The sequence below is a fragment of the Stenotrophomonas sp. 78350_Sma genome (assembly GCF_056482105.1).
On sequence record NZ_CM151182.1, the window covers coordinates 131,196 to 155,891 of the forward strand.

Consider the following 24,696-nt stretch of genomic DNA (forward strand, 5'->3'; position numbering starts at 1 on the left):
GCGGTACCGCGCAGCCTGCTGCGCATACAACCCAACAGCACCGAAAGGAATCAGCGCCGTGAACAAAGTCTACCGTCTGGTCTTCAACCGTACGCTCGGCGTCATGCAGGTCGCCTCCGAGCTGGTCAACGCTGCGCACGGCGGGGTAGACCACCGTGGCGGCAACACCGTCGGTACCCTGCGGCCGATCAGTTTCGCGCTCTGGCTGGTGCTGGGCTGGGTGGGATGGGTGCAGCCGCTGTCCGCGCAGCAGGCGCCGGCCGATCCTGGCCGTATTGCCGCCGACCCCGGCGCACCGGCAAACCAGCGCCCGACGGTGATCACCTCGGCCAACGGCACGCCGCAGGTGAACATCACCACGCCCAGCGCCGGTGGCGTATCGCGCAACACCTACCAGCAGTTCGACGTCGGCCAGCAGGGTGTCATCCTCAACAACTCGCGCGGCGACGTGCAGACCCAGCTGGGTGGCTGGGTGCAGGGCAATCCGTGGCTGGCCACCGGTACCGCGCGCGTCATCCTCAACGAGGTCAACAGCAGCAACCCCAGCCACCTCAACGGCTACGTGGAGGTCGCGGGTGCGCGGGCGCAGGTGGTCATCGCCAACCCGGCCGGGATCCAGGTCAATGGCGCGGGCTTCCTCAACGCCAGCCGGGTGACCCTGACCACCGGCACGCCGATCGTCAGCAATGGCGTGCTGGAAGGCTATCGCGTCGAAGGTGGCAGCATCGGCGTCGGTGGCGCGGGCCTGGATACCAGCCGCGCCGACTACACCGACATCATCACCCGCTCGCTGCAGGTCAATGCCGGCATCTGGGCCAACCAGCTGCAGGCGAGCCTGGGCAGCAACGTGGTCAGTGCCGACCACAGCAGCGTGCAGCAGCAGAAGCCTGCGTCCGCCGCGCCCACCTTCGCGCTGGATGTGGGCGCGCTGGGCGGCATGTATGCCAACCGCATCTGGCTGGTCGGCAACGAACATGGCGTGGGCGTAAGCAATGCCGGCAAGATCGGTGCCCAGGCCGGCGAGCTGGTGGTCACCGCCGACGGCCGGCTGCAGAACACTGGTGCGATGCATGCGCAGCAGGACCTGCGCATCGACGCCAGCGCGGGCATCTCCAATGCCGGCACGCTCAGTGCCGAGCGCGAGCTGCGCGTGCAGACCCCGGCAGATGTCGACAATAGTGGCGGCACGCTCAATGCGCGACGCATCGAAGTGAATGCCGATGCGCTGCGCAACCGCGGCGGCAGCATCGAACAGCTCGGAACGCAGGCGCTGCAGCTGCAGGCGGCCGACGTCAGCAACCTGCAGGGCCGCATCGGCAACGTGGCCAGTGTTTCGCCAGGCACCGGTACCGGCGGCACCGGCACCCCGCCGGGTACGGGTACGCCAGGCACGGGTACGCCAGGTACCGGCACCCCGGGCACTGGCACTCCCGGCACCGGCGGCGGCACCCCGCCGGTCACGCCGCTTCCGCCGCTGGCGGCCGGTGTGCTCAACATCGCAGGAACGCTGGGCAACGATGGCGGCCGCATTGAAGCCAGCGGTGACCTGCAGCTCAGCGCCCGCAACAGCCTGGACAACAGCGACGGCACGCTGGGTGCAAGCACCCTGCAGGTGCAGGGAGAAGCGCTGCGCAACATGCGTGGCACCCTGCAGGTCCAGGGCGCGGCCAGCGCGCAGGTGCAACAGCTGGACAACAGCGGCGGCCGCATGACCTTCGCCCGTGGTTTCGAGTTGAAGGCACAGTCGGCGATCAATCGCGGCGGCAGCCTTGCCCACGGTGGCAGCGCCGAGACGACCTGGACGATCGGCCAGCTCGACAACAGCGAGGGCAGCATCTCCAGCAATGCCACGCGGCTCGGCCTCGACATCGGTACCCTGGTCAACACCCGGGGCAGCATCAACCACGCCGGCAGCGAGGGCCTGCTGCTGCGTGCGGAGGTACTGGATGGCGTGCAGGGCAGCATCGCCACCGCCGGCGCGGCAGACCTGCAGCTGGGCCGCGCCGACCACCGTGGTGCGCAGCTGGTCGCCCGCCAGCTGGGCCTGAGCGCACAGGACTTCGACAACCGCGGCGGCCGCGTGCTGTCCACGGGGCTGCAGGCCAGCACGCTCAACGTCCGCAATCACCTGGACAACAGCGACGGTGGCCTGCTGGCCAGCAATGCCGACCTGCAGATCGATGCAGCGTACTTCGGCAATGCCGGCGGCACCGTGCAGCAGGCGGGCACCGGCAACCTGCGCATCACCACCGCCAGCCTGCAGGGCCAGGGCGGCACCGTTCTCAGCAACGGCACCCTGCAGCTGCACGGCGATACCCTGAACCTGCGCAATGGCACCACCGCCGCGCAGCGCATCGATGTGCGCGCCGGCGACCTGACCACCGCCGGCGGCACGCTGACCTCGACCGGCGGCGATGCCCTGCAGCTGCAGGTATCGCGCACCCTGGACAATAGCGGCGGGACCGTGGGCGCCAATGGTGCGCTGGACATCAACAGCGGCATCCTCATCAACGACGGCGGCAAGCTGATCGCCGCAGGCACCGGCACCAGCCACATCCACGCCAGCCAGCGGCTGCAGAACCAGCGCGGCCTGCTGTCCGGCAATGGCGATCTGCAGATCAAGACCGATGGCCTGCTGAACGAGAGCGGCAGCATCGATCATGCCGGCACCGGCACGCTGCAGATCGACGCGACCACCGTGCAGGGAGCTGCTGGCAGCATCGCCAGCAATGGCCTGCTGCAGTTGAGTGGGCAGCAGCTGGACCTGCAGAAGGGCACCACCCGCGCCCGTGACGTGAAGATCACGGCCACCGGCCTGGACACCAGCGGCGGCAGCCTGTTGTCACTGGGAAACAACGCGATGCAGCTGCAGGTGCAGGGCCTGCTGCGCAACGACGGCGGCAGCATCAGCGCCAATGGCGCGCAGCAGATCCAGGCCGGTGCGCTGTCCAACCGCGGCGGTGCGCTCAGTTCGGCGGGAACGGCAGCTTCGCAGATCAGGGTCGACGGCACGCTCGACAACAGTGGCGGCAGCATCGCCAGCAATGCCGCCCACCTGCAGCTGAAGAGCGGCGCGCTGGTCAATGCCGGCGGTACCCTCAGCCATGCGGGCAGCGACGGCCTGGTCATCGACAGCGGGCGCCTGGACGGAGCAAAGGGGCAGATCGCCACTGCCGGTGCCCTGCAGCTTACTGCGGCCGAGGTCGATCACCAGGGTGCGTCGCTGGCTGCCGCGCAGCTGGACATCACGGCGACCGGGTTCGACAACCGCGGCGGGCGCATCATCGCCACCGGCACCGGTGGCAATACGCTGCGCGTGCAGGGCGCGCTGGACAACGGCAATGGCGGCACCCTGGCCAGCAATGGCAACCTGGATATCCACGCGCGTACCTTCGGCAATGCTGGCGGAACCGTGCAGCAGGCCGGGTCCGGCAGCCTGGTCATCACCACGCAGGACCTGACCGGCGCCGGTGGCACCCTGCTCAGCAACGGTTCGCTGGACCTGCAGGGCGACACCCTCGATCTGCGCAACGGCACCACCACCGCGCAGCGCATCAGCATCGACGGCGACACCGTGATCACCGCCGGCGGCCAGTTGAGTGCGCTTGGCACCCAGGCGCTCCAGTTGCAGGCCCGCAGCCTGCTCGACAATACCGGCGGAACGCTGGGCAGCAATGGTGCGGTCGACGTGCACGCAGGCCGCTTCGTCAACGACCATGGCAAGTTGATTGCCGCCGGTGATGCTGCGTCCGCAATCCGCGCCGCGCAGCTGGAGAACCGCAGCGGCGCGATCTCCGCCAACGGCAACCTGCGCATCGAGGCGCAAACGCTGTCGGGCCAGGGCGGCAGCATCGGTGCCGCCCGCGCGCTGTCACTGCAGGGCGGGTCATTGGATCTCCGCGGCGGCAGCGTGGCGGCCGAGCAGCTCGATATCGTGGCCGACAGCCTGGACAACAGCGCAGGCGCGCTGCGCGCAACCGGCAGCGGGACGCTGGCACTGCAGGTAAGCGGCCGCTTGGCCAACGACGCGGGCACCATCGCCAGCAACGGTGCGCAGCGTATCGAAGCCGGCGAACTCTCCAACCGTGGCGGCACGCTCAGTTCGGCAGGCAGCGCCACTACCGAGCTGCACGTAGCGGGCCTGTTCGACAACAGCAACGGCGTGCTTGCCAGCAACGGCGCCGCGCTGAAGATCGATGCCGGCCACATGGCCAACGTGAAGGGCACGCTCAGCCATGCCGGCACCCAGGGCCTGCTGCTGCGTACCGGGCAACTGGACGGCCAGGGTGGCAGCATCGCCAGCGCAGGCGGCATCACCCTGCAGGCGGGCAGCGTGGACCATCGCGGAGCCACCCTGCAGGCCGAGCGCATCGCACTGGACGCACAGTCCTTCGACAACCGTGCCGGCAAGGTCATCGCGACCGGTGCCGAGGGCAGCACGATCAACGTGGTCGGCACGCTGGACAACGGCGAGGGTGGCCTGCTGGCCAGCAACGGCGACCTTGGCATCCAGGCGGCGGTGTTCGGCAATGCCGGCGGCACCGTGCAGCACGCCGGTGAAGGCGTGCTGTCGATCGACGCCGGCACGCTCAACGGCACCGGCGGCACGCTGGTCAGCAATGGCAGCCTGTTGCTCAAGGGCACCACCACCGACCTGCGTGCGGGTGTCACCTCCGCCAAGCGGATCGAGATCGACACCGGCTCGCTGATCACCGCCGGCGGCACGCTCACCGCCACCGGCAATGACATGCTGCGGCTGAGCGCGCGCGAACGCATCGACAACAGCGGCGGTACCGTGTCCAGCAATGGCGGGCTGGACCTGCGCAGTGCCGCGCTGGTCAACGCGGGCGGCACGCTGCAGTCGGCGGGTACAGCGGCGAGCCAGCTGATCATCGGCCAGGACATCAACAACCGCGGCGGCCGCATCCTGGCCAACGGTGGGCTTGGCATCAGCTCCGGCAGCATCGACAACCAGGGTGGCACGCTGCACAGCGCCGCACGGCTGGTGGTCAAGGCCGATGGCCTGCTCGACAACAGCAACAAGGGCGTCATCGCCAGCGGCGCGGGCATGCAGGTTGCGGCGGCTTCGCTGGACAACCGCAGCGGCAGCATCGAGCAGGCCGGTGACGGCCTGCTGCAGATCGATGCCACCACGCTGCAGGGCCACGCCGGCCGCATCGTCAGCAACGGCGAGCTGCAGCTGAAGGGCGAGACCCTGGATCTCAGCGCAGGCACCACCGCCGCGCAGCAGGTCAGCATCGAGGCCGGCCAGCTGGACAACACGGCCGGTACGCTGAACGCCACCGGCAACCAGGCGATGTCGCTGCAGGTGCGCGGTGCGCTCGGCAATGACGGCGGCACCATCGCCGCCAACGGCGCACAGCAGATCAACGCCGGTTCGCTGTCGAACGCAGGCGGCACCTTGAGTTCGGCAGGGACCTCCGACAGCCGGATCACGGTCACGGGCCGCTTCAACAACGGCGGTGGCACCCTCGCCAGCAATGCTGGCAACCTGCGCCTGGACGCCGCGCAGCTGGTCAATGCCGCAGGCAGCATCGTCCATGCCGGCAAGGGTACGCTGACCGTGAAGGCTACCCAGCTGGACGGGGCCGGCGGCAGCATCGCCACGGCAGGCGCATTGCAGCTGGATGCGGTGAGCGTGGACCATCGCGGTGCCACGCTCAATGCCGATCACTTCACCGTCAACGCCGACCGCTTCGACAACCAGAACGGCAAGCTGCTGGCGACGGGCACGCAGGCCAGCACCGTGCAGGCCACCACCTCGCTGGATAACGGCGGCAACGGCCTGATCGCCAGCAATGGCGACCTGACCCTGACCAGCGCACTGTTCGGCAATGCCGGCGGTACCGTGCAGCAGGCCGGCACCGGCACGCTGGCGATCAACGCGCACACCGTGAATGGCCAGGGCGGCAAGCTGCTCAGCAATGGCGCCCTGCAGCTGACCGGCGAAACCACCGACCTGCGCGACGGCACGCTGGCCGCGGCCCGCATCGCCGTGGATACCGGCACGCTGCTCAACGCGGGCGGATCGATCATCGCCTCCGGCACCGATACGTTGAAGGTGTCCGCGCGCGACCGGCTGGACAACAGCGGGGGCACGCTGGCCGGCAACGGCTCGCTGGATCTGCGCAGCGCGCAGCTGATCAACAATCTGGGTACCCTCCAGGCCGCCGGCAGCGGCAGCAGCACCCTGGCGATCACCCATGCGCTGGAGAATCGCGGGGGTCGCATCCTGACCACGGGCGACGCAGGCCTCAGCGCCGGCACGCTCGACAATCGCGGCGGCACCGTGCACAGCGATGGCAACAGCGCGCTGACCGTGCGCGTGGACGGCCTGCTCGACAACAGCGACAAGGGCACCCTGTCTGCGGGGGGCGCGCTGCTGGCCGAGGCACAGGCCATCAACAACAGCGGCGGTACCGTGGCTGCGGGGCAGGATCTGCAGCTGACCAGCACCGATCTGCTGCGCAATGGCGGCGGCCTGGTCCAGGCCGGCAAGCACCTGCAGGTCTCGGCCGGCGGCCTGAACAACACCAGTGGCCGAATCATCGCCAACGACCTGCAGCTGGATACCCGCGGCCAGGCGCTGGACAACCGCAGCGGCATCATTGCCAGTCTTTCCGGAAATGCAGCGCTGCGCAGTGGTGCGCTGGACAACACCGGTGGCCTGCTGCAGTCGGCGGCAGCGCTCAGCATCGACACCTCCGGACAGCGGCTGACCAATGCCGCTTCCAATGGCAACGGCATCGTCAGCAGTGGCACGCTGCAGATCCGCAGTGGCGATCTGGACAATCGAGGTGGCTCGGTGTTCGCCAAGGCCGGCGCCGACGTGCAGGCCGTCAACATCGACAACAGTGGCGGCGGCTCGCTGGTGAGTGCAGCCGACCTGCTGCTGCGCGCGCAGCAGCTGGCCAACAGCGGTGGCAGCGTGACCGCCGGTGGCAATGCCGACATCGGTTTGCAGGGCGCCCTGCTCAACAGTGGCGGCCTGGTGGCGGCAACCGGCCGCCTCGACCTGCAGGCCGGTTACATCGACAACCGCAATACGCTCAGCCAGGCCAATGGCCCTGCGCTGGGCTTGCAGGGCAAGAACCTGCAGGTGACCACCGGCAACCTGGACAACCAGAACGGCCAGGTGATTGCCGACAACCTGCTGCTGCAGGTGAACCAGCGCCTGGACAACAGCGGTGGCCAGGTGTCGGCGGCGCTGACCTCCGATGTCCGCGCCGATACCCTGGTCAACAGCGGTGGCACCCTGGTGGCCGGCAGGCAGCAGACGCTCCGCACCCGCGAGATCATCGGTGATGGCCGGCTGATGTCGCAGGGTGACATGACCCTGGAGCTGGGCCAGAGCCACACCAACCGTGGCGAAATGGTGGCCAACGGCACACTGAGCCTGTCCATCCAGGGCAACCTGGACAACAGCGGCAAGCTGGCGGGTGCCAACGTCAACATCAATGCCGGCAACATCACCAACGCTTCCACTGGCGAGATCAGCAGCATCGGCCTGACCCGCCTGGCAGCGGGGGGCGCACTGGTCAACTACGGCCTGCTGGACGGCAACGTCACCCACATCACCGCAGCGAGCGTCGACAACATCGGCAGCGGCCGCATCTACGGTGACCGTGTCGCCATCCAGGCGGGCTCGCTCAACAACCTCGCCGCCAACATCGGCGGCGTGGACCGTGCAGGCACCATCGCCGCGCGCCAGCGTCTGGACCTGGGCGTCGGCACGCTGACCAACAGCGGCAAGAGCCTGATCTTCAGTGATGGCGACGCCGCCATCGGCGGGGCGCTGAACGGGCTGGCCGCGGTCGGCAGCGCGCAGCGGGTGGACAACATCGGCTCCACCATCGAGGTCAGCGGCAACCTGGACCTGTCCGCACTGGCGGTGAACAACATCCGCGAGAACGTGGTCGTGGAGAAGGTCACCACCGTGCATGCGCCGGTCCGGCTGGAGCAGCCTGGCTGGTTCAAGAACGCCACCAACAACAACCGTGATTTCCGCGCAACGTCGAACTACCAGCCGTACGAGATCTACTACCTCGATCCGTCCGACATCCTCGAAGACACCCCCTATGTCACCCCGGATGGCCAGCAGATCCGCAAGGCGGTCATCCGGCTGACCAGCAACACCAGTGCCTACGCCTTCGCCCGCGGTGGCGCGTACGGCGCGCGCGCGTCGCGCGAACGCCTGAACGTGCAGGACGGTACGGTCACGGTCTACTACGTTGGCCGTGCCGACAACCGCAACAATCCCGATCAGCTCGGTGCGGGGGCGGAAGATCCCTTCCGCGACCTGTCCGTCCGCGGGGCCGGTTCGCCGCCGATCGAGTACGTGACCGACACCCTCAGGTACAACAACGCCTACGGCACCTGCACCACCACCTGCGTGCAGATCATCACCTATCCGGACTACGACAACCCGGAATCGACGCTGATCAACATGCAGCGCCACCCGCAGGACACCAGCGGCAACGAGAAGACCCGCATCGCTACCCGTACCACCGTGGAAGACGTGGTGGTATCGGCAGGCAACAATGCGGTGATCAATGCCGGCGGCAACATGCGGATCAGCACCGATCGGCTGGAGAACCGTTTCGCCAACATCGCCGCGGGCCGCGACCTGGCCATTGTCGGCCTGAACCGTGACCGCTCCGAGGTGATCAATGCAGCCGAGCAGCTGACCCGCACCAGCACGTTCGACAACGTGTCCATCACCTACGGTGGCTCGTCCAGCCGCTGGAAGGCGGCCCCCATCACCGAGAAGACCGGTGCGCTGGGTTCGTCGATAACGGCCGGCGGCAAGCTCACCATCGATGTCGGCAACCTGCGCAACGACAACACCGGTGGCAGCAATCCCAACGCCGGTGGCGGCAAGGGCACGGCGCAGTTGGATACCGCTGGCCACGGCACAGGCGCGGTCGGTCCGGGGGCCGGCAACGTGCAGGGGCCTGGCCAGAGCAGCGGCCAGGGTGCGGACAGCGTGGATGCGCGGGGACCGGGCACGGCCGGTGCGGCACAGGGGGCCAGTGGCGGCCATCAGCAGGCGGTCGCCCAGGCCGATGGCGTGCGCGCAGATGCGGCAGGCGCACAGGGGCCCGGTCAGGCCGGCAACGCCGGCACCGGTGCCGGCACCGCGCAGGACATCACGGCGGCGCAGGCCGGGCAGGCCAACGCCAATGGCCCGGCCACGGTCCGTGCCGGTGAGCACGCCGGCAGTGGTGGCAACACCGCGGTGGCGGGCAAGCAGGCCACGACGACCACCAGTACCGACCCGCGCGTGGTGGTCACCACCAGCCCGAATGCCAGTGCGCCCACGGCCAGCCTGTTCAACGTGGACGCCAACCGTGGCAATCACATCGTGGAAACCGATCCGCGTTTTGCCAGCTACCGCGATTGGCTCAGCTCGGATTACCTGCTGCAGCGCGCGGGCTTTGAGCCCTCGCAGACGCAGAAGCGCCTGGGTGACGGCTTCTATGAGCAGAAGCTGGTACGCGAGCAGATCGGCGAGCTCACCGGCCGCCGCTTCCTTACCGGCCATGCCAGCGACGAGGAGCAGTACCGCGCGCTGCTGGAGGCCGGTGCCACGGTCGCAAGCGAATGGGGCCTGCGACCGGGCGTGGCGCTCACCGCCGAGCAGATGGCACGGCTGACCAGCGACATTGTCTGGCTGGTGGAAAAGGACGTCACCCTGGCCGATGGCTCGGTGGTCCGTGCGCTGGTCCCGCAGGTCTACCTACGGGTGATGCCGGGCGACCTCGGCAACGATGGCGCATTGCTGGCCGGCGCGGAGGTGGACGTCAAGCTGCGCGGTGACCTCGTCAACAGCGGCACGATTGCCGGTCGCCAGCTGGTCAGCATCGATGCCGGCAACATCCGCAACCTGGCCGGCGGCCAGATCAGCGGTGCCCAGGTGGGCCTGTCGGCGCGGCAGGACATCGACATCATCGGCAGTACCGTCAAGGCCACCGATGCGCTCGCACTGAAGGCCGGCGGCAACATCACCGTGGCCTCGACCACCACGGAATGGAAGGACCAGGGCGATCGCCTGTCGCAGCAGAAGACCACGCTGGATCGCGTGGCGGGCCTGTATGTCACCAATCCTGGTGGCGAAGGCGTGCTGTCGGTGGTGGCCGGCGGTGACATCGGCCTGAAGGCGGCGGAGATCCGCAATGCCGGCAAGAATGGCATCACCCAGCTGGCTGCCGGTGGCAACATCGACCTCGGCGCGCAGACGCTGGGCCAGAGCAGTGCGCTGAACCACGACAGCCGCAACCACACCAGCAACAGCCAGACCACGCACGCGGTGTCTTCGATTGAAGGCGCGGGCGATGTGGTGCTGGCCGCGGGCAAGGACATCAACCTGGCCGCAACCCGCATCAAGGCCGATGGCGGCATGGCCCTGCAGGCCGGTGGTGACATCAACAGCCAGGTGCTGGTGGACAGCCGCAGCAGTGATTTCAGTGCCGGTGGCAAGCGCAGCTCGCTGCAGATCAGCCAGAGCGATGAGACCGTGCGCGGCAGCCAGTTGCAGGCTGGCGACAATGTAGTGCTGAGGGCGAACCGCGATATCAATCTGACTGCAACCCAGGTCGCCAGCTCGGATGGCACGCTGAGCGTGGCGGCCGGACGCGACGTCAACCTGCTCTCGGCCAGCGAAACGCATGACTTCAGTCTGGACAGCTACGACAAGAAAAAGAAAACCCTGTCGAGCACCACCACCACCCGCCACGCCGAGAGCAGTGACAGCTATGCGATTGGCACCGGCTTGATGGGCGAGAGCGTGAGCGTCACCGCCGGCCGCGATCTGACCGCCGTAGGCGCGGTGGTTGATGCCACCGGCGCAGTGGTCCTCGGTGCGGGCAACAATGTGCTGATCACTTCTGCGGAAGACCATCACAGCAGCGAGTCCAGCGAAAGCAGGAAGAAGTCCGGCTTCACCGGTGGCTTCTCCAATGGAACCGCTTCGATCGGCTATGGCAGTTCGAAGAACAGCAGCAGTTCTGCCGAGCAGTCGACCACCCAGGTCGGCTCTGCGATCGCTTCGCGCGAAGGCAACGTGCTGATCAACGCCGGCAACCAGCTGACGATCGCGGCGTCCGACGTGGCCGCAGGCAAGGATCTGACCCTGGTTGGCAAGGACATCAACCTGATTGCGCGCCAGGATACGGTGGATACCCAGTCCAGTCAGTCGAGCAAATCCAGCGGCTTCTCGGTGGGCGTCACCTACGACCCAGCCAAGGCGTACCGCACCGCACGCGACAACGCCACCGAAGGCATGGCCGACAGCGGCACGATGATGGGCCGGATCACGCGTACCGCTGAAGGCGTAGCGGCTGGCGTGTCGGCGGCCGTGCTGCCGGCAATCACCGCCGGCAGCCAGCGCTCGAACAGCAACCAGAGCCACTCCACCAGTGAGGCCCGGGTCAGCAACCTCAATGCAGGCGGAAATCTCTCGCTGATCGCCAACGGCGGCTCGATCACCAGCCAGGGTGCGCAGATGACGGCCGAGGGCAATGCTGTCCTGCTGGCCACCAAGGACATCGTCTTCGATGTCGCGCACAACACAGAGCGCAGTGAAAGCGACAGCCGTGGCAAGGGTTGGGGTATCGCCACCAACTCGGCAGGCCTGCCGTTCGGCACCAACAACTCACGCAGCGATGGCGTCGGACAGAGCGACACCATCACCGGTACCCAGCTGTCGGTTGGGGGCGGCGTGCGCATGGCCACCACCGAGGGTGACATCCGCCTGACCGCCGCCAACATCGCCGCAGAGAAGGACGTCAACATCCGCGCTGCGGGCGACCTGACGATCCGTAGCGGGCAGGACACGGTCAGCAATGCCAACCGCTCAGACAGCAAGGCGATCGGCACCGTGCAGATCTCCGATACCGAGAAGTTCTCCGGCTGGCATCGCGAGCAGCATCGCGATGACAGCGCGCAGGTCTCGCAGGTGGCCAGCACCGTTGGCAGTCTCGGCGGCAACGTCAACCTCACCGCCGGTGGCAAGTACACGCAGAGTGCCAGCAATGTGGTGGCGGCCAAGGACGTGAACATCACCGCTGCCGAGATCGAGCTGCTGACCGCCGACGAAAGTGGCCACTACTCGCAGAGCGACAAGGACCTGAAGATCGGTGCCTTCGCGCGGGTGAAGTCGCCGTTGATCGATCTGCTCAACAATGTCGATGCCGCCCGCAAGTCCGACGACCGCCTGCAGAAGATGCAGGGCCTTGCCGCTGGTGCCAATGCCTATCAGGCCGCCAGTGCCATCTCCAGCATGGCCGGCAAGGGCGGAGGCGGGGCACTCCTCAGTGCCGAGGCCGGCGTCGGTTTCAAGACCTCCAGCAGCAGTGCCGATGGCAGCAGCCAGGTCTCGCGCGGCTCCACCATCCAGGGCGGTGGAAACGTCAACCTGACCAGTACCGCTGGCGACATCCACGTGGTGCAAGGCAATCTGAGCGCGGGCAACACGCTCAGTCTGGATTCGGCCGGTGACATCCTGCTGGAAGCCGGCAAGGCGCATGTGGCCGACCGTAGCAAGAGCAGCAATGCCGGCGCCGAAGTCGGCGTGGGCGTTGCGGTGGGTGCGCAGACCGGTGTGTATGTCTACGCCGAAGCGAGTGTGGGCAGCAGCAAGTCCAATGCCGAGAGCAGCACCTGGCAGAACACCACGCTGACCGGCAAGAACATCTCGATGAAGGCCGAGGGCGATACCACCCTCCGCGGCGCGACCGCCACCGCCGACCGCATCGACGTCAAGACCGGTGGCACGCTGACCATCGAATCGCTGCAGGACATCGCCGAGAGCATGTCCAAGAACAGCCAGGTGGGTGGCCGCGTGCAGGTGTCGTTCGGCACCGCGTGGAACGCCGACGGCTACGCCAGCGGAGGCAAGGCCAACGGCAGCTATCAGGGCGTCGGCCAGCAGAGTGGCCTGTTCGCAGGTGATGGCGGTTATCACGTTGATGCCGGCCAGGTGAACCTGGTAGGCGGCGCGATCGCCAGCACGAATGCGGGCAACAGTGAACTGACTGCTGATTCGCTGACGTTCACCGACCTGCAGAACCATATGGACTACAAGGCCAGCTCGGGCAGCATCAGTGGTGGCTTCGGTAACGGGGGCAAGGGACCGGCCGGCAAGGGCGTGGGGGCCGGCGAGCAGCTGAAGGGCATTGGCACGAGCATCGTGACCGGCGAGTTGGGGCGGCCGACGGGTGTCTCGATAGGTGGTGGGCTGCCCATGCATGAGAGCGGCAGCGACAGCTCCAGCACGCGTGCGACGCTGACCGAGGGCAACATCACCATCGGCGGCAGGAAGACCACCGCGGCCGAGCTGGGCGTCAACACCGATGCAGCCGCTGCACACCGCGCGCTGGAAGCGATGCCTGATGCGAACAAACTGCTGGCTGACCAGCAGGCAATGGCGAACGCAGCCAGCACGGTGCTTGCCACCAGCAAGCAGGTCTCAGTGGATGTGCAGGCCTATCAGAGCAACAAGGCGACCCAGGCGTACTACGACGGCCTGTCGCCGGAACAGAAGAACGAATTCAACGCGCTAAGCGCGGAACAACGCGATGCGGTGCTGACGGCAAACAGCCCGGCCTACGAAAATGCCAAGAAGTGGGGCACGGGCGGTGAATACAACCGCGCATTGAACGCAGTGACGACCGCCCTTGTGGGAGGCGCAGCGGGACAAGGTGCTGGTCAGGTCGCCTCCAATGCACTGGCGCCATATGCCGCCTACTTCATCGGCAGCACGCTTGACCCGAACCATGGCAGTGACCCGAACGCAACGCTGCAATTGCTGTCGCATGCGGTGCTGGGTGCGCTGCTGGCCGAAGCCAATGGTGGCAATGCGGGGACCGGTGCCGTATCGGCGGCCGGCGGCGAGTTGGCAGCGAAGGTGCTGACCGATACGTTGACCGGGGGCGATCCTTCCAGGCTGAGCCCGGAACAGAAGGAGATGGTGCTGGCGCTGTCGCAGGCGGTGGGTGCACTGGCGGGTGGCCTGTCGGGGCAGGATCTGGCTGGGATCGCGTTGAATGCGGGGATTGCCAAGAACTCGGTTGAGAACAACTTCCTTGCCGAGGATCAGGCTCGAGTAATGAAGCAGCAACTCGACGAGTGCGGCAGCGACACGTCATGTCAGAAGATGGTGCGTGACGTTGCCAAGCAACTGTCGGAGCGAATGGACTATGAGCTGCTCTCGGTTTGTACAGCGAACTCGGCGAGCCCTGCGTGTCAGGCGTTTGTGAATGCGGCCGTTTCCTACAAGTATGGCTCGTGGCCCGGAGAGCTTGGACTGTTCGATGATCTCGGCCGTAGCAGCGAGGCGCTTTCCTCGTTCGCTCACTCCATGAATGGACGTGCCTATCGCGAGCTGATTTTTGAGAACGGGGGGCTCCAGCCCGTCTATATCCTGCCTCAGGAATATACGGTGGCCGCGCTGGCGCAGTGGACCGCCGGTGTCGACACTTCCATCGATCAATATGGGCTGTGGTCCAAGGAGACTGCAGGCGAAGTAGGCCTTGGGCTGGCACAGTTGCTGGCACGACGCTATGGAATGGTCAATATAGTCGGCGGCAACGGAGGCTTTGGGAGCGGACGGAGTGATGGGACACCGAATACCTCAAGCGGGACGCAAGTGGATGCGGAGAAGTCCGCACTGGAGAGAATCGCAGGTCGCCCGGCAGGGCCCGATTTGTCTCTCAAACAACCTGAATCCGTTCTTCAGGCGTACTCGCAAAAGCGAATTGATGACCTCGCACACCAATACAATAGCAAGTCATTGGATCCTAAGGATTTTCAGCTGAATCTTGGTTCAAAGGTCTTGAAGGCCGATGCTCAAGTCAGTACGGGTGCTCCGGTTTATATTGGTGCAAGCACATCCGATGTCATGCTGTATTTCAGACAGCTGACTGGAACTGATCGCATGCCTGTCGCGAAGGTCGTACCTGGAAAGGGTCTTCTTTATACGGCAACCACGAGCTCTGGTGCAAAGATAACTCTTAGAGATTTTTCAACGAGCGCGCAGAAGACTGGTGCGAGTTGGACAATTGATGTGCAGGATAAATCCATAAATAATGGAAAGCGAGTAGAGGTGAAGTTCAAATGAAAGATGGGATTTATTGTGCAGTGGTGATTTCTTCGTTTGGGTTATCAATGGGTACCGTCTGGCAGCACATGACGATGGAAATGGGAGGTGTTGGGATCTCAGAAAGAAAAGACGCGTTCTTCGAGTTGATGGGTCGTTTGTTGAGGGAAGGGAAAGTGAGGCTTGCAACGGACGGGGTGTTCTTGCAAGGCGACTGGAGGGAGCAGCTGACGCTAATCTCAAACGCTTGGCCCGAAAATCCTGGTGAAGATGATATCGATGGATTCGGCCTCTGGTTCTTGACCGATGCTCCGGCGGGTCTGGTTTGGATCGGCGCAGATGGCCGTGAACACTGGACGTAGTAGTCCGATTCATGTCGGTGGCGCCACGATGATCCTGACGAATGGGTCAGGGCTTGTAACGACACCGAGCTTTGATGAAGCTTGCTTGAGAAGTGTTTTGCGCTCAGTACTTGCCGTGAACTGCAGGGGTGGGATGATCTATTCTCGGATATGAAGAAAATGGTCGCCTGTCATCCAAGTTTGAATCAGCTTTCAATGGAAGCATTGGCCTCGCTATTCAATTGGAGCAATCGATAGGTCAGAGGCATCACCCCCAGCAGATCCAAGAAATGTCTGGCGTAATCAGGAATGTTCTTCATTACTCTTATGGCTACTCCATGGGAGTTCTATGGAGAAATATGAACATGGAGTTTGATGCGGGGAGTGTCGCTTTTGAGCAGCAGACGGAAGAGTTCTTCTCGATGCTTAGGATGTTGATGCAGGAAGGGAAGCTGAAGCTTGCCTCGGATGGTGTCTTCGCCGATGGCGATATCGATGCGCAACTGGATGTTTTGCGTCACGCTTGGCCTGCTACAAGAGATCAGGAAGATCTCGATGAGGATGGATTCTGGTTTCTTACGGATGCACCGTTTGGATTGGTTTGGACCGCGCCTGAGGGAGACGTCTGGACCTGATTTGAGTGTGGAATTCATCGGATGAAGCGGGGATGGCTTTTTGAAGCTGAAGTCCTCTCTCGTGAGTAATTTTTCGAGATTCCGTATCGCAATGCCTCGGTGATCGAAGTCGCCGGGTGATATATGTATCTACTGTCGAAGGATGATTACTATCCACATGCGCTGTTGGGAGCCCTCGCAGAGGAAGGGGCACAAATAGCAGTTGATGCCGAAGTCGGCGAATGAAGCAATCTACAACGAAGCAATCATCAGGTCGGCTGCAGATCTATGGATGAAAGAATTAGAAAGCTCTGCGGCGAGATCTCTGCAATGGACGCTGCGGCCGCATCGGAGTGGTTGATGAACTACGCCGCCTTGAGGTCGGACAATTATCGGGATGCATTTGTTCTGATGAAGTGCCGTTCCTGGCCCAGGGCAGAGCAGAAAAAGTTGGCCAACTACTATTTGCAGGCTGTTCCTTATGCGAGCTCATATCCCTACGAGGTCTTTCTTTCGTTCATGTCGGTAAGGTCCTTCTTGAGTTGTCTTGATGCTTTTATTCCAGAGGCCGGTGCCTATCGTGACCTTCTCGCCTACCATCTTGGTCCAGTTCTGGATCGAGTGGGGAAGAATGATTCTGATCGGATGTTGATTGCGGAGTTCATGGGTGAGCTCAGCGGGTAGAGGGATCATTACGTCCGAATGCCCTGTACGCGGATGAGAACGCTCTGCCGTAGCATAAGACCTTTGACGATGGCGCCGCTGTAAAGGTTCGACGATGAGTATTTCGCTGTTTCTTGAAGTCGAGGTTGGTTCCAAACTCGAAGCCGTGCAACGAGCCTTGGATTCGATCCAGGCCGAGTATTCCGATGGTCTGGACAAGCTGCAGGGGTATCTTCCAGCGTCCAACACGGGGTTCGGGTTCCGCATCGTTGAGCCGCCGGAGGCTGTCGTCGCAGAAGGGCTGGAGGCCGAGTGGCGCGTGGGGCTGCTGGGTTCGTTCCATTTCCGCGCAAGCGGATTTGAATGCGCTTGAGAAGAAATCTGCCGTTTCATCAAGCGCTATGCTGCGGGATGTGAATCGCGCTTCGTGCTTTCCTTCCAGTTCGAGAGCATCTATGCCGCAAGATTGGGGCAGGATCTGATCTTTGCGGGCCCTGCTGCCCCATACTGCCGCTTCGCTCTTTTCATGTGATCCGCTACATCTTAATGATCAGGCACTGCCACCAGCACGTGGACTGCGGGTCATCGGCGATGTCGTTCGGCACGCTGCGTCGAACCACGGCTGCGGTCCGTGGTTACAATCTGCCCATGATCAGCCCCCGCCTTCTGGTTTCCGCACTGCTGGCGCTGGCCCTTTCGGCCTGCACGGCTACCGCGCCCGTGCAGCACAACCCGCTCGCCACCTGGGTGCCGTCACCCAACCAGAACGCGCGCACCCCGGTCATCATCGTGCTGCACCATACCGAGCAGAAGTCGGTGCAGCAGAGCTTGCATACGCTGCGCACCGCCAATAGCGGTGGCCCGGTCAGCGCGCACTACCTGATCGGCGCCGATGGCCATCGCTACCAGCTGGTGGCCGATGAGCGCCGTGCCTGGCATGCCGGTGCCGGACGCTGGGGCACCATCACTGATCTCAACTCGGCCTCGATCGGCATCGAGCTCGACAACGACGGCCGCAGCCCCTTCAGCCCGGCGCAGATCGAATCGCTGATCGTGCTGCTGCGCGACCTCACCACCCGCCTGAACATCCCGCCGCGCCAGGTGATCGGCCATGCCGACCTGGCGCCGACGCGCAAGCAGGATCCGAGCCGGTTCTTCCCCTGGCAGCAGTTGGCCGAGGCTGGCTTCGGGGTATGGCCGCGCGCCGCTGACGGCGCGGCACCGGAAGGCTTCGACGCGTGGAATGCGCTGGCCCGCTTCGGTTATCCGCTGGACAACCGCGAGGCCACCGTAGCCGCGTTCCACCGCCGCTTCCGCGGCCGCGACGACCTGCCGAAGACGCTGGATGCCGAAGATGCCCGCATCCTGCACTCGTTGCTGCTGCAGATGCCGTGACCCCGCGCATGAACGCTTGGCCCCGCGTTGGGTTGCCGCCCAGCGGCCGGCACTCCACCATGGCGGCATGATCGATTCCGCTACCTTCTTCAAGCGCAAGCACTGGACCCTGTTGGCAGCGGCCGTGCTCGCCGGCTGCTCCACCACCGCTCCCCGTACCGGATCCGAAGTGCCGACGCCGGCCACACCGCCCGCGGCCACCTACGCCAAGGCTGCATGGAGCGCACTGCCGCCGGTTTCCGACAGCGATCTGCAGGCCGGTTTCGTTGCCTGGCGCAGCAGCTGCAGCCGCCTCAAGAACGATGCGGTCTGGGCCAAGCCCTGCGCCACCGCCGCCGCGGTATCAGACAAGGACCCGGCCGCGATCCGCCAGTTCCTGCAGCGCGACCTTGATGTCTATGCGCTGCGTGCCGGCGGCCACCAGGCCGACGGGCTGATTACCGGCTACTACGAGCCGATCTACGCCGGCAGCCTGACCCGCACCGACAAGGCGACGGTGCCGGTGTACGGCACGCCGGATGATCTGGTGGTGGTGCAGCTGGAGAGCCTCTACCCGGAACTGAAAGGCAAGCGCCTGCGCGGGCGCGTCGAAGGCAAGGTGCTCAAGCCCTATGACGACGCTGGCACCATCGCGGCCAAGGGCGCCAAGGCCCCGGTGTTGGCCTGGCTGACCGACCCGATGGATCTGCAGCTGCTGCAGATCCAGGGGTCCGGCCGGGTGCGCCTGGCTGATGGCAAGCAGGTGCGGCTGGCCTATGCGGAACAGAACGGCCACCCGTACCGTGCCATCGGCCGCTGGCTGGTCGACCAGGGCCAGCTGAAGAAGGAAGACGTCACCATGGACGCCATCCGTGCCTGGGCACGGGCCAACCCCGCGCGCGTGCCGGAACTGCTGCGCAGCAACCCCAGCTACGTGTTCTTCGTGCGCAACCCGGACAGCCCGGAGGGTCCACGTGGTTCACTGAACGTGCCGCTCACCGCCGGCTACAGCGTGGCGGTGGACCGCACCGTGGTGCCGCTGGGCAGCCTGCTGTGGCTGTCGACCACGCGCCCCGATGGCACGCCCGTGGTGCGCCCGGTGGCCGCGCAGGACACCGGCGGCGCCATCGCCGGTGAAGTGCGCGCGGACCTCTACTGGGGCAGCGGCGATGCTGCTGGCAAGCTGGCCGGCGACATGAAGCAGAAGGGCAATATCTGGATGCTGTGGCCGAAGAGCGTGGCGCTGCCGCGGTAGGTTGCCCCCCGGATGCCTGATAATGGCGCCATTCCGAACTTTCCGGCCGCGCCTGCGGCCAGGACCCCTGCAATGACCTACGCAAAGCACAACGCAAAACCCGGCGCGAAGTCCGCCGCAAAGAAGTACTACAAGCACTGGGCCGAATCGGGCCTGGGCAAGGGCAACGTGCTGATGGAAGCGCGCGGCGAGAAGATCGTGCGCCAAGTGGAAATCTACGGCACCAAGATGGTCTGGGCCGACGAGCATGCCCACAGCGATGACCGCTTCCTGCTGGCCGACCAGCCGGTGTCGTTCCTGGATTTCGACGAGGACGACGAAATTTCCGCACGCGAATTCGAAAGCGCCTGGAAGAAGGCCAGGGAAGCCACCGGCTACCCGGTGTAACGCTGCCCGGCCGGGGTCAGAGCCCTTTCCTCACGGAAAGAGCTCTGACCCCGAACCCCGCGTTTTGCACTACATTGGTGCAATGTCCGACCCCGCACCCCCGCCGTCCCTCGATGCCCTGGGCACGCCGCTGGCCTGGGCCGGGGCCGATGGCTGCATCGCCGGCTGCAATCCGGCCTTCGCACGCTGGCTGGGCGTCAGCGTCCGGCGCCTGCTGGGGCGGCCGCTGGCTGCACTGGAAGTGCAGGGCGAGGCACTGGCCCATTTCCTGGCCCGCGATGAGCGCGACAGCCTGCGCCTGAACCGGCTGGCGCTGGCGGTGCCCGGCGAGGCGCCGCGCTTCGCCGAGGGCTGGATGAGCCGCCGCGACGATGGCGGCTGGCTGCTGGAGGCGCATCCGGTCGATGAATTCCCCGGGCTCGACCCGACCCAGGCCCTGCCCAGCGCGCTCAGTGCAGCGCTGAAGGGGCTGGCCCACGAGCTGCGCAACCCGCTGGCCGGGCTGAAGGGCGCGGCCCAGCTGCTGGCCCGCCGCGCGGCCCAGCGCGACGCCAGCGAACGCGAGCTGATCGAACTGATCGGCTCGGAGATCGAGCGCCTCAACGGCCTGCTCGACCAGTTGCTGTCGCCGGCCCCGGCCGCGCCGCATGCCGAACTGAACATCCATGCGGCGCTGGAGCGCGTGCTGCGCCTGGCCGAGAGCGAAGCCGGCTGGGCGGTACGGCTGCAGCGCGACTACGACCCCAGCATTCCCGAATTCCATGGCGACGCCGACCGCCTCACCCAGGCGGTCTGGAACCTGGTGCGCAACGCGATCCAGGCCGGCGCCGGCAGCATCACCCTGCGCACCCGCGTGGAGCATGGCGTGCGCATTGCCGAGCAGCTGCACACGCTGGCGTTGCGCCTGGAAATCGCCGACGACGGCCGTGGCGTGCCCGAGGAACTGGCCGAACACCTGTTCCTGCCGCTGGTCAGTGGCCGCGCCGAGGGCACCGGGCTGGGCCTGGCGCTGGCCCAGCAGGTGGCGCGCGAACACCGCGGCACGCTGACCTACCGCTCGCGCCCGGGCCATACCGTGTTCACCCTGCTGCTGCCGATCGTCAGCAGCGCCGCCCCGGCCGAGGAGGCCCCGCGCGATGTCTGAGTCTTCTTCGTCCCCGCAGCGCATCTGGGTGGTCGATGACGATCGTGCCGTGCGCTTCGTGCTGTGCACCGCGCTGCGCGAGGCGGGCTACCAGGTCGTCGATTTCGACAGCGCCACGCCCGCGTTGCAGGCCTTGAGCGAAGGCCCGCCACCGGCGTTGCTGTTCACCGATGTACGCATGCCCGGCGACGACGGCCTGGTGCTGCTGGACAAGCTCAAGGCCGCATTGCCGCAGCTGCCGGTGGTGGTGATGTCGGCCTATACCGATGTGGCCAGCACCGCCGGTGCGTTCCGCGGTGGCGCGCATGAATTCCTGTCCAAGCCGTTCGACCTGGACGATGCCGTGGCGCTGGCGCAGCGTGTGCTGCCGGCGGTGGCGCCGGCGCTGGCCGCGTCCAGCCCCGCCGCCGAAACGCCCAGCGACCAGCCGCCGCAACTGGTGGGTGATACGCCGCCGATGCGCGCGCTGTTCCGCGCCATCGGCCGCTTGGCGCAGGCACCACTGGCGGTGCTGATCACCGGCGAGACCGGTACCGGCAAGGAACTGGTGGCGAATGCGCTGCATCGCGAATCACCACGCGCGCACGGTCCGTTCGTTGCACTCAACACTGCCGCAATCCCGGCCGAGCTGCTGGAAAGCGAGCTGTTCGGCCACGAGGCCGGCGCCTTCACCGGTGCGCAGCGCCGCCATATCGGCCGCTTCGAGCAGGCCGATGGCGGCACGCTGTTCCTGGATGAGATCGGCGACATGCCGCTGCCGCTGCAGACCCGCCTGCTGCGCGTGCTGGCGCAGGGCGAGTTCTTCCGTGTCGGTGGCCGTGAACTGATCCGCGTCGATGTGCGCGTGATCGCCGCCACCCACCAGGATCTGGAAGGTCTGGTTGCACAGGGGAAGTTCCGCGCCGACCTGCTGCATCGCCTGGATGTGGTGCGCCTGCAGCTGCCGCCGCTGCGCGAGCGCCGCGAGGACATCGCGCAACTGGCCAGCACCTTCCTGGCCGCCGCCGCGCGCAAGCTGGACACGCCACCGAAGCGCCTGACCGCTGCCGCCCTGCAGGCGCTGCGGGAACACGACTGGCCGGGCAACGTGCGCGAACTGGAAAACGTGTGCTGGCGGATGGCGGCGTTGGCCGCCGCCGACACCATCGGCGTGGCCGACGTCGATACCGCGCTCAACCGTACGCGCGGTCGCCGCAGCAGCACCACCAGCGCCGATCCGGGGCAGTGGGAAGCGCTGCTGGCCGAATGGGCACGCCGTCAGCTGGCCGAAGGCGTGGAAGGGCTGCACGCGCAGGTGCGCGAGCGGGTCGACCATGCCCTGCTGGAGGCCGCGCTGCAGATCACCCATGGCCGCCGAGCCGAAGCCGCTGCCCGCCTGGGCCTCGGCCGCAATACCCTTACCCGCAAGCTGGGCGCCGGGCGCCGCCGCGGGGGCCATTGAACGGTCCCTGCACGCGATCCTCGCGCCCGCTTGCCGAACCGTTGATCGTTCATGGACGATGCCGTCCGTAGTGTCACCTGCAAGGAGTCTTCGATGCGTCTGTCCTTTGCCATCCTGCCGTTGTCCGCCGCCGTGCTGCTGTCTGCCTGTGGCAGTGCGCCGAAGAAGGCCGAGCCCACCCCGCCACCGCCGACCGTGGTCAGCGCCGCGAAACAGGGCGAGGCCAATCTGTCGCCGGCTTCGGCCAGCATCGTCAGTGGCCGCATCGCGCTGATGGTGGAGCCCGGTGGCATCCACATCACCGGCCTGATCGGTGGCCTGCAGCCGATGCAGCAGGCCGGCTTCCACATCCACGAGCGCGGCGACTGCAGCGCGGTGGATGCCAGCAGTGCCGGCAATCACTTCAATCCCGGTGGCGCTGCGCATGGTCGCGCCGGCACCGGCAAGCACCACCTGGGCGACATGGACAATCTGCGTGCCGACGCCCAGGGCCGCGCCAACGTCGATATCCACCTCAAGGGCGTTACCCTTGGCGGAGGCGCCGCCACCGATATCGCCGGACGTGCACTGGTCGTGCATGCCAACGCCGACGACTATCGCAGCCAGCCCGCCGGCAATGCCGGCGTCCGCATCGCCTGTGGCGTGATCCGGGTTGTCCGCTGATCACTGCAGGCACCATCCAGGGAGAGATTCCATGCGTTTGATCCACACTTCGCTGTTCGCGGCCATTGCTGCACTGGGCCTGGCGGCCTGCAACCAGCAGCCGGCCGCGCCGCAGGCTGAAACCCCGCCGGCCGCGCCGGCCGACGGCGCCACCACCGAACCGGCTGTGACGCCGGCCCCGGCGGCTGCACCGGCTGCCGACGCCTCGGCCAGCGCCGAGCTGGCACCGACCCAGGGCAACGAGACCAAGGGCAGCGTCACCTTCAAGGTGGTTGACGGCAAGGTCCATGTGACCGGCCAGATCAGTGGCCTGAAGCCGGGTAGCGAACACGGCTTCCACATCCACGAGAAGGGCGACTGCAGTGCCCCGGACGGCATGAGCGCCGGTGGCCACTTCAATCCGGGCAAGCAGGATCACGGCAGCGTGGCCACCGATCCGCACCACGGCGGTGACATGCCCAACATCAAGGCCGACGACAAGGGCGTGGCCACCATCGACGGCCCGGTGTCGAGCAACGTCAACATCGGCAAGGGTGATGACTTCGACATCATCGGCCGCGGCTTGATCGTCCACGCCGATGCGGACGACTACAAGACCCAGCCGACCGGCAACGCCGGCGCGCGCCTGGCGTGTGCGGTGATCCAGAAGGCCCCGTAAGGCCGATCGTGCTGGGAACAGAAAACGCCGGCGCAAGCCGGCGTTTTTCCTGATCGGTAGTGCCGGCCGCTGGCCGGCAATCGCAGATCCGGAGGTTGCCGGCCAGCGGCCGGCACTACCGGCCTTCAGCGCGCCAGCAGCTCGCGCGCGTCCTGGCCGGCCTCGCAGTGCACGAACAGCACCGGCACGCCGTGCGCTTCCAGCACTGCGGCCATCTGCCGCTGGCGCATCAGGAACTGCTCGTAGATCCCCTTCAGGCGGTCACAGTCGTTCTTGCCGTGGTTGTAGTGCGCGCACCAGCCGGCCGGGTCGAACAGCGCCATGCGCGCTTCGCCATGCGTATAGCGCAGCAGCGGCTCGGGCGCGGCGTTGAGCCACTCGTCCTCGCCCGGCGCCATGATCGCGGTCTCGATCAGCGGCCACAGCGCCGCCAGGCCCTGGTTGTCGTACTGCATCGACATCATCGCGGCCAGATCATTCACGGTGAAGTAGCGCGCGTGCTCGATGCGGGCACCGAAGGTGTTCTGCGCCATCAACGCGGTATCGGCATGCGCCATGCCGTTGGCCAGCAGTGTTTCTTCCAGCGCGTTGGCGACGGTGTTGGTGGTGGCTACGTCGCTGCCGGTCAACAGGAACGGCACCACGCGCAGGCCACCGCCCACCAGGCTGGCATCGGCCTGGAAGGGCAGGGGCACGTCACCCTGGGCATCGGTGCCGAAGGCGAGCAGGCGCGGGCCCTGGTTGCGGCCCGGGGCGCGCATCTGCAGTTCTTCCAGGCGGCGATGGATCGGCCAGCCCGGGCGCAGCACTTCGGCCGGGTCGAAATGGGCGGCGGCGAACACCAGGTCCAGCTCGGCCACCTGCGGCACCAGCTTGGACAGGTCGCGGCCGACGCGATCGGCCAGTTCACCGGCTTGTTCAGCGCTGAGCACCGCCTGGCGGGGGACTTCACCGCCGGCCAGTTCCAGGGCCAGCACGCCAAGGGCATTCATCGCGGGGTCGGGTTTGCTCATGGTTCCACGGTTGGCCCATCACAGG

General features: G+C 66.1%; 13 protein-coding genes. 12 read left to right on the top strand and 1 reads right to left on the bottom strand.

Features of this window, described 5'->3' with window-relative positions:
* The first annotated feature begins 58 nt into the window (after positions 1–58).
* The 12 genes from ACZK4H_RS00550 to ACZK4H_RS00605 all read left to right on the top strand — a co-directional run bounded on the left by ACZK4H_RS00550 (position 59) and on the right by ACZK4H_RS00605 (position 23,658).
* Complete coding sequence (locus ACZK4H_RS00550) at positions 59–15,139, top strand: hemagglutinin repeat-containing protein (protein WP_158230202.1); 15,081 nt, start codon at positions 59–61, stop codon at positions 15,137–15,139.
* Positions 15,136–15,480 (top strand): DUF596 domain-containing protein, encoded by a 345-nt coding sequence (locus ACZK4H_RS00555; RefSeq protein ID WP_099551608.1) that lies wholly within the window; start codon positions 15,136–15,138, stop codon positions 15,478–15,480. Before ACZK4H_RS00550 ends, ACZK4H_RS00555 begins: the two co-directional genes overlap by 4 nt.
* 338 nt (positions 15,481–15,818) lie before the next feature.
* Positions 15,819–16,094 (top strand): DUF596 domain-containing protein, encoded by a 276-nt coding sequence (locus tag ACZK4H_RS00560; RefSeq protein WP_158230201.1) that lies wholly within the window; start codon positions 15,819–15,821, stop codon positions 16,092–16,094.
* A gap of 339 nt (positions 16,095–16,433) precedes the next feature.
* Entirely contained in the window at positions 16,434–16,757 is a 324-nt protein-coding gene (locus ACZK4H_RS00565) for a hypothetical protein (RefSeq protein ID WP_142807956.1), read from the top strand.
* A gap of 94 nt (positions 16,758–16,851) precedes the next feature.
* A complete protein-coding gene (locus tag ACZK4H_RS00570; protein ID WP_239503794.1) occupies positions 16,852–17,109 on the top strand; it encodes a hypothetical protein in 258 nt (85 codons plus the stop codon).
* Positions 17,110–17,384: 275 nt separating this feature from the next.
* A complete protein-coding gene (locus ACZK4H_RS00575) occupies positions 17,385–18,131 on the top strand; it encodes an N-acetylmuramoyl-L-alanine amidase (protein ID WP_099551618.1) in 747 nt (248 codons plus the stop codon).
* A gap of 67 nt (positions 18,132–18,198) precedes the next feature.
* Positions 18,199–19,365: a murein transglycosylase A gene (gene mltA, locus ACZK4H_RS00580; protein WP_099551617.1), complete on the top strand. Its 1,167-nt coding sequence runs from the start codon at positions 18,199–18,201 to the stop codon at positions 19,363–19,365.
* A 72-nt stretch (positions 19,366–19,437) separates the two neighbouring features.
* Entirely contained in the window at positions 19,438–19,752 is a 315-nt protein-coding gene (locus ACZK4H_RS00585) for a hypothetical protein (RefSeq protein ID WP_032130155.1), read from the top strand.
* 82 nt (positions 19,753–19,834) lie between these two features.
* Positions 19,835–20,896 (top strand): two-component system sensor histidine kinase NtrB, encoded by a 1,062-nt coding sequence (locus ACZK4H_RS00590; protein WP_099551616.1) that lies wholly within the window; start codon positions 19,835–19,837, stop codon positions 20,894–20,896.
* Positions 20,889–22,337: a nitrogen regulation protein NR(I) gene (gene ntrC, locus ACZK4H_RS00595; protein ID WP_099551605.1), complete on the top strand. Its 1,449-nt coding sequence runs from the start codon at positions 20,889–20,891 to the stop codon at positions 22,335–22,337. The genes ACZK4H_RS00590 and ntrC overlap by 8 nt, the downstream gene beginning before the upstream one ends.
* Before the next feature lie 93 nt (positions 22,338–22,430).
* Complete coding sequence (locus ACZK4H_RS00600) at positions 22,431–23,000, top strand: superoxide dismutase family protein (RefSeq protein WP_014645498.1); 570 nt, start codon at positions 22,431–22,433, stop codon at positions 22,998–23,000.
* Positions 23,001–23,031: 31 nt separating this feature from the next.
* Positions 23,032–23,658 carry a superoxide dismutase family protein gene (locus ACZK4H_RS00605; RefSeq protein WP_099551604.1) on the top strand — a complete coding sequence of 209 codons (627 nt, stop codon included), beginning with the start codon at positions 23,032–23,034 and terminating at the stop codon, positions 23,656–23,658.
* Between the two features lie 125 nt (positions 23,659–23,783).
* Here ACZK4H_RS00605 and ACZK4H_RS00610 read toward each other — a convergent pair whose 3' ends face one another.
* On the bottom strand, positions 23,784–24,671 hold the full coding sequence (locus ACZK4H_RS00610) for a hypothetical protein (protein WP_099551603.1): 888 nt from the start codon (positions 24,669–24,671) through the stop codon (positions 23,784–23,786).
* Positions 24,672–24,696 lie beyond the last annotated feature (25 nt).

What these genes read in the sequence shown, in the direction of transcription:
- ACZK4H_RS00585 (WP_032130155.1), top strand. Translation starts at nt 19,438, where the DNA reads ATGACCTACGCAAAGCACAACGCAAAACCCGGCGCGAAGTCCGCCGCA.
- ACZK4H_RS00590 (WP_099551616.1), top strand. Translation starts at nt 19,835, where the DNA reads ATGTCCGACCCCGCACCCCCGCCGTCCCTCGATGCCCTGGGCACGCCG.
- ACZK4H_RS00560 (WP_158230201.1), top strand. Translation starts at nt 15,819, where the DNA reads ATGAACATGGAGTTTGATGCGGGGAGTGTCGCTTTTGAGCAGCAGACG.
- ACZK4H_RS00600 (WP_014645498.1), top strand. Translation starts at nt 22,431, where the DNA reads ATGCGTCTGTCCTTTGCCATCCTGCCGTTGTCCGCCGCCGTGCTGCTG.
- mltA (WP_099551617.1), top strand. Translation starts at nt 18,199, where the DNA reads ATGATCGATTCCGCTACCTTCTTCAAGCGCAAGCACTGGACCCTGTTG.
- ACZK4H_RS00575 (WP_099551618.1), top strand. Translation starts at nt 17,385, where the DNA reads ATGATCAGCCCCCGCCTTCTGGTTTCCGCACTGCTGGCGCTGGCCCTT.
- ACZK4H_RS00565 (WP_142807956.1), top strand. Translation starts at nt 16,434, where the DNA reads ATGAACTACGCCGCCTTGAGGTCGGACAATTATCGGGATGCATTTGTT.
- ACZK4H_RS00610 (WP_099551603.1), bottom strand. Translation starts at nt 24,671, where the DNA reads ATGAGCAAACCCGACCCCGCGATGAATGCCCTTGGCGTGCTGGCCCTG.
- ACZK4H_RS00555 (WP_099551608.1), top strand. Translation starts at nt 15,136, where the DNA reads ATGAAAGATGGGATTTATTGTGCAGTGGTGATTTCTTCGTTTGGGTTA.
- ACZK4H_RS00605 (WP_099551604.1), top strand. Translation starts at nt 23,032, where the DNA reads ATGCGTTTGATCCACACTTCGCTGTTCGCGGCCATTGCTGCACTGGGC.
- ACZK4H_RS00570 (WP_239503794.1), top strand. Translation starts at nt 16,852, where the DNA reads ATGAGTATTTCGCTGTTTCTTGAAGTCGAGGTTGGTTCCAAACTCGAA.
- ntrC (WP_099551605.1), top strand. Translation starts at nt 20,889, where the DNA reads ATGTCTGAGTCTTCTTCGTCCCCGCAGCGCATCTGGGTGGTCGATGAC.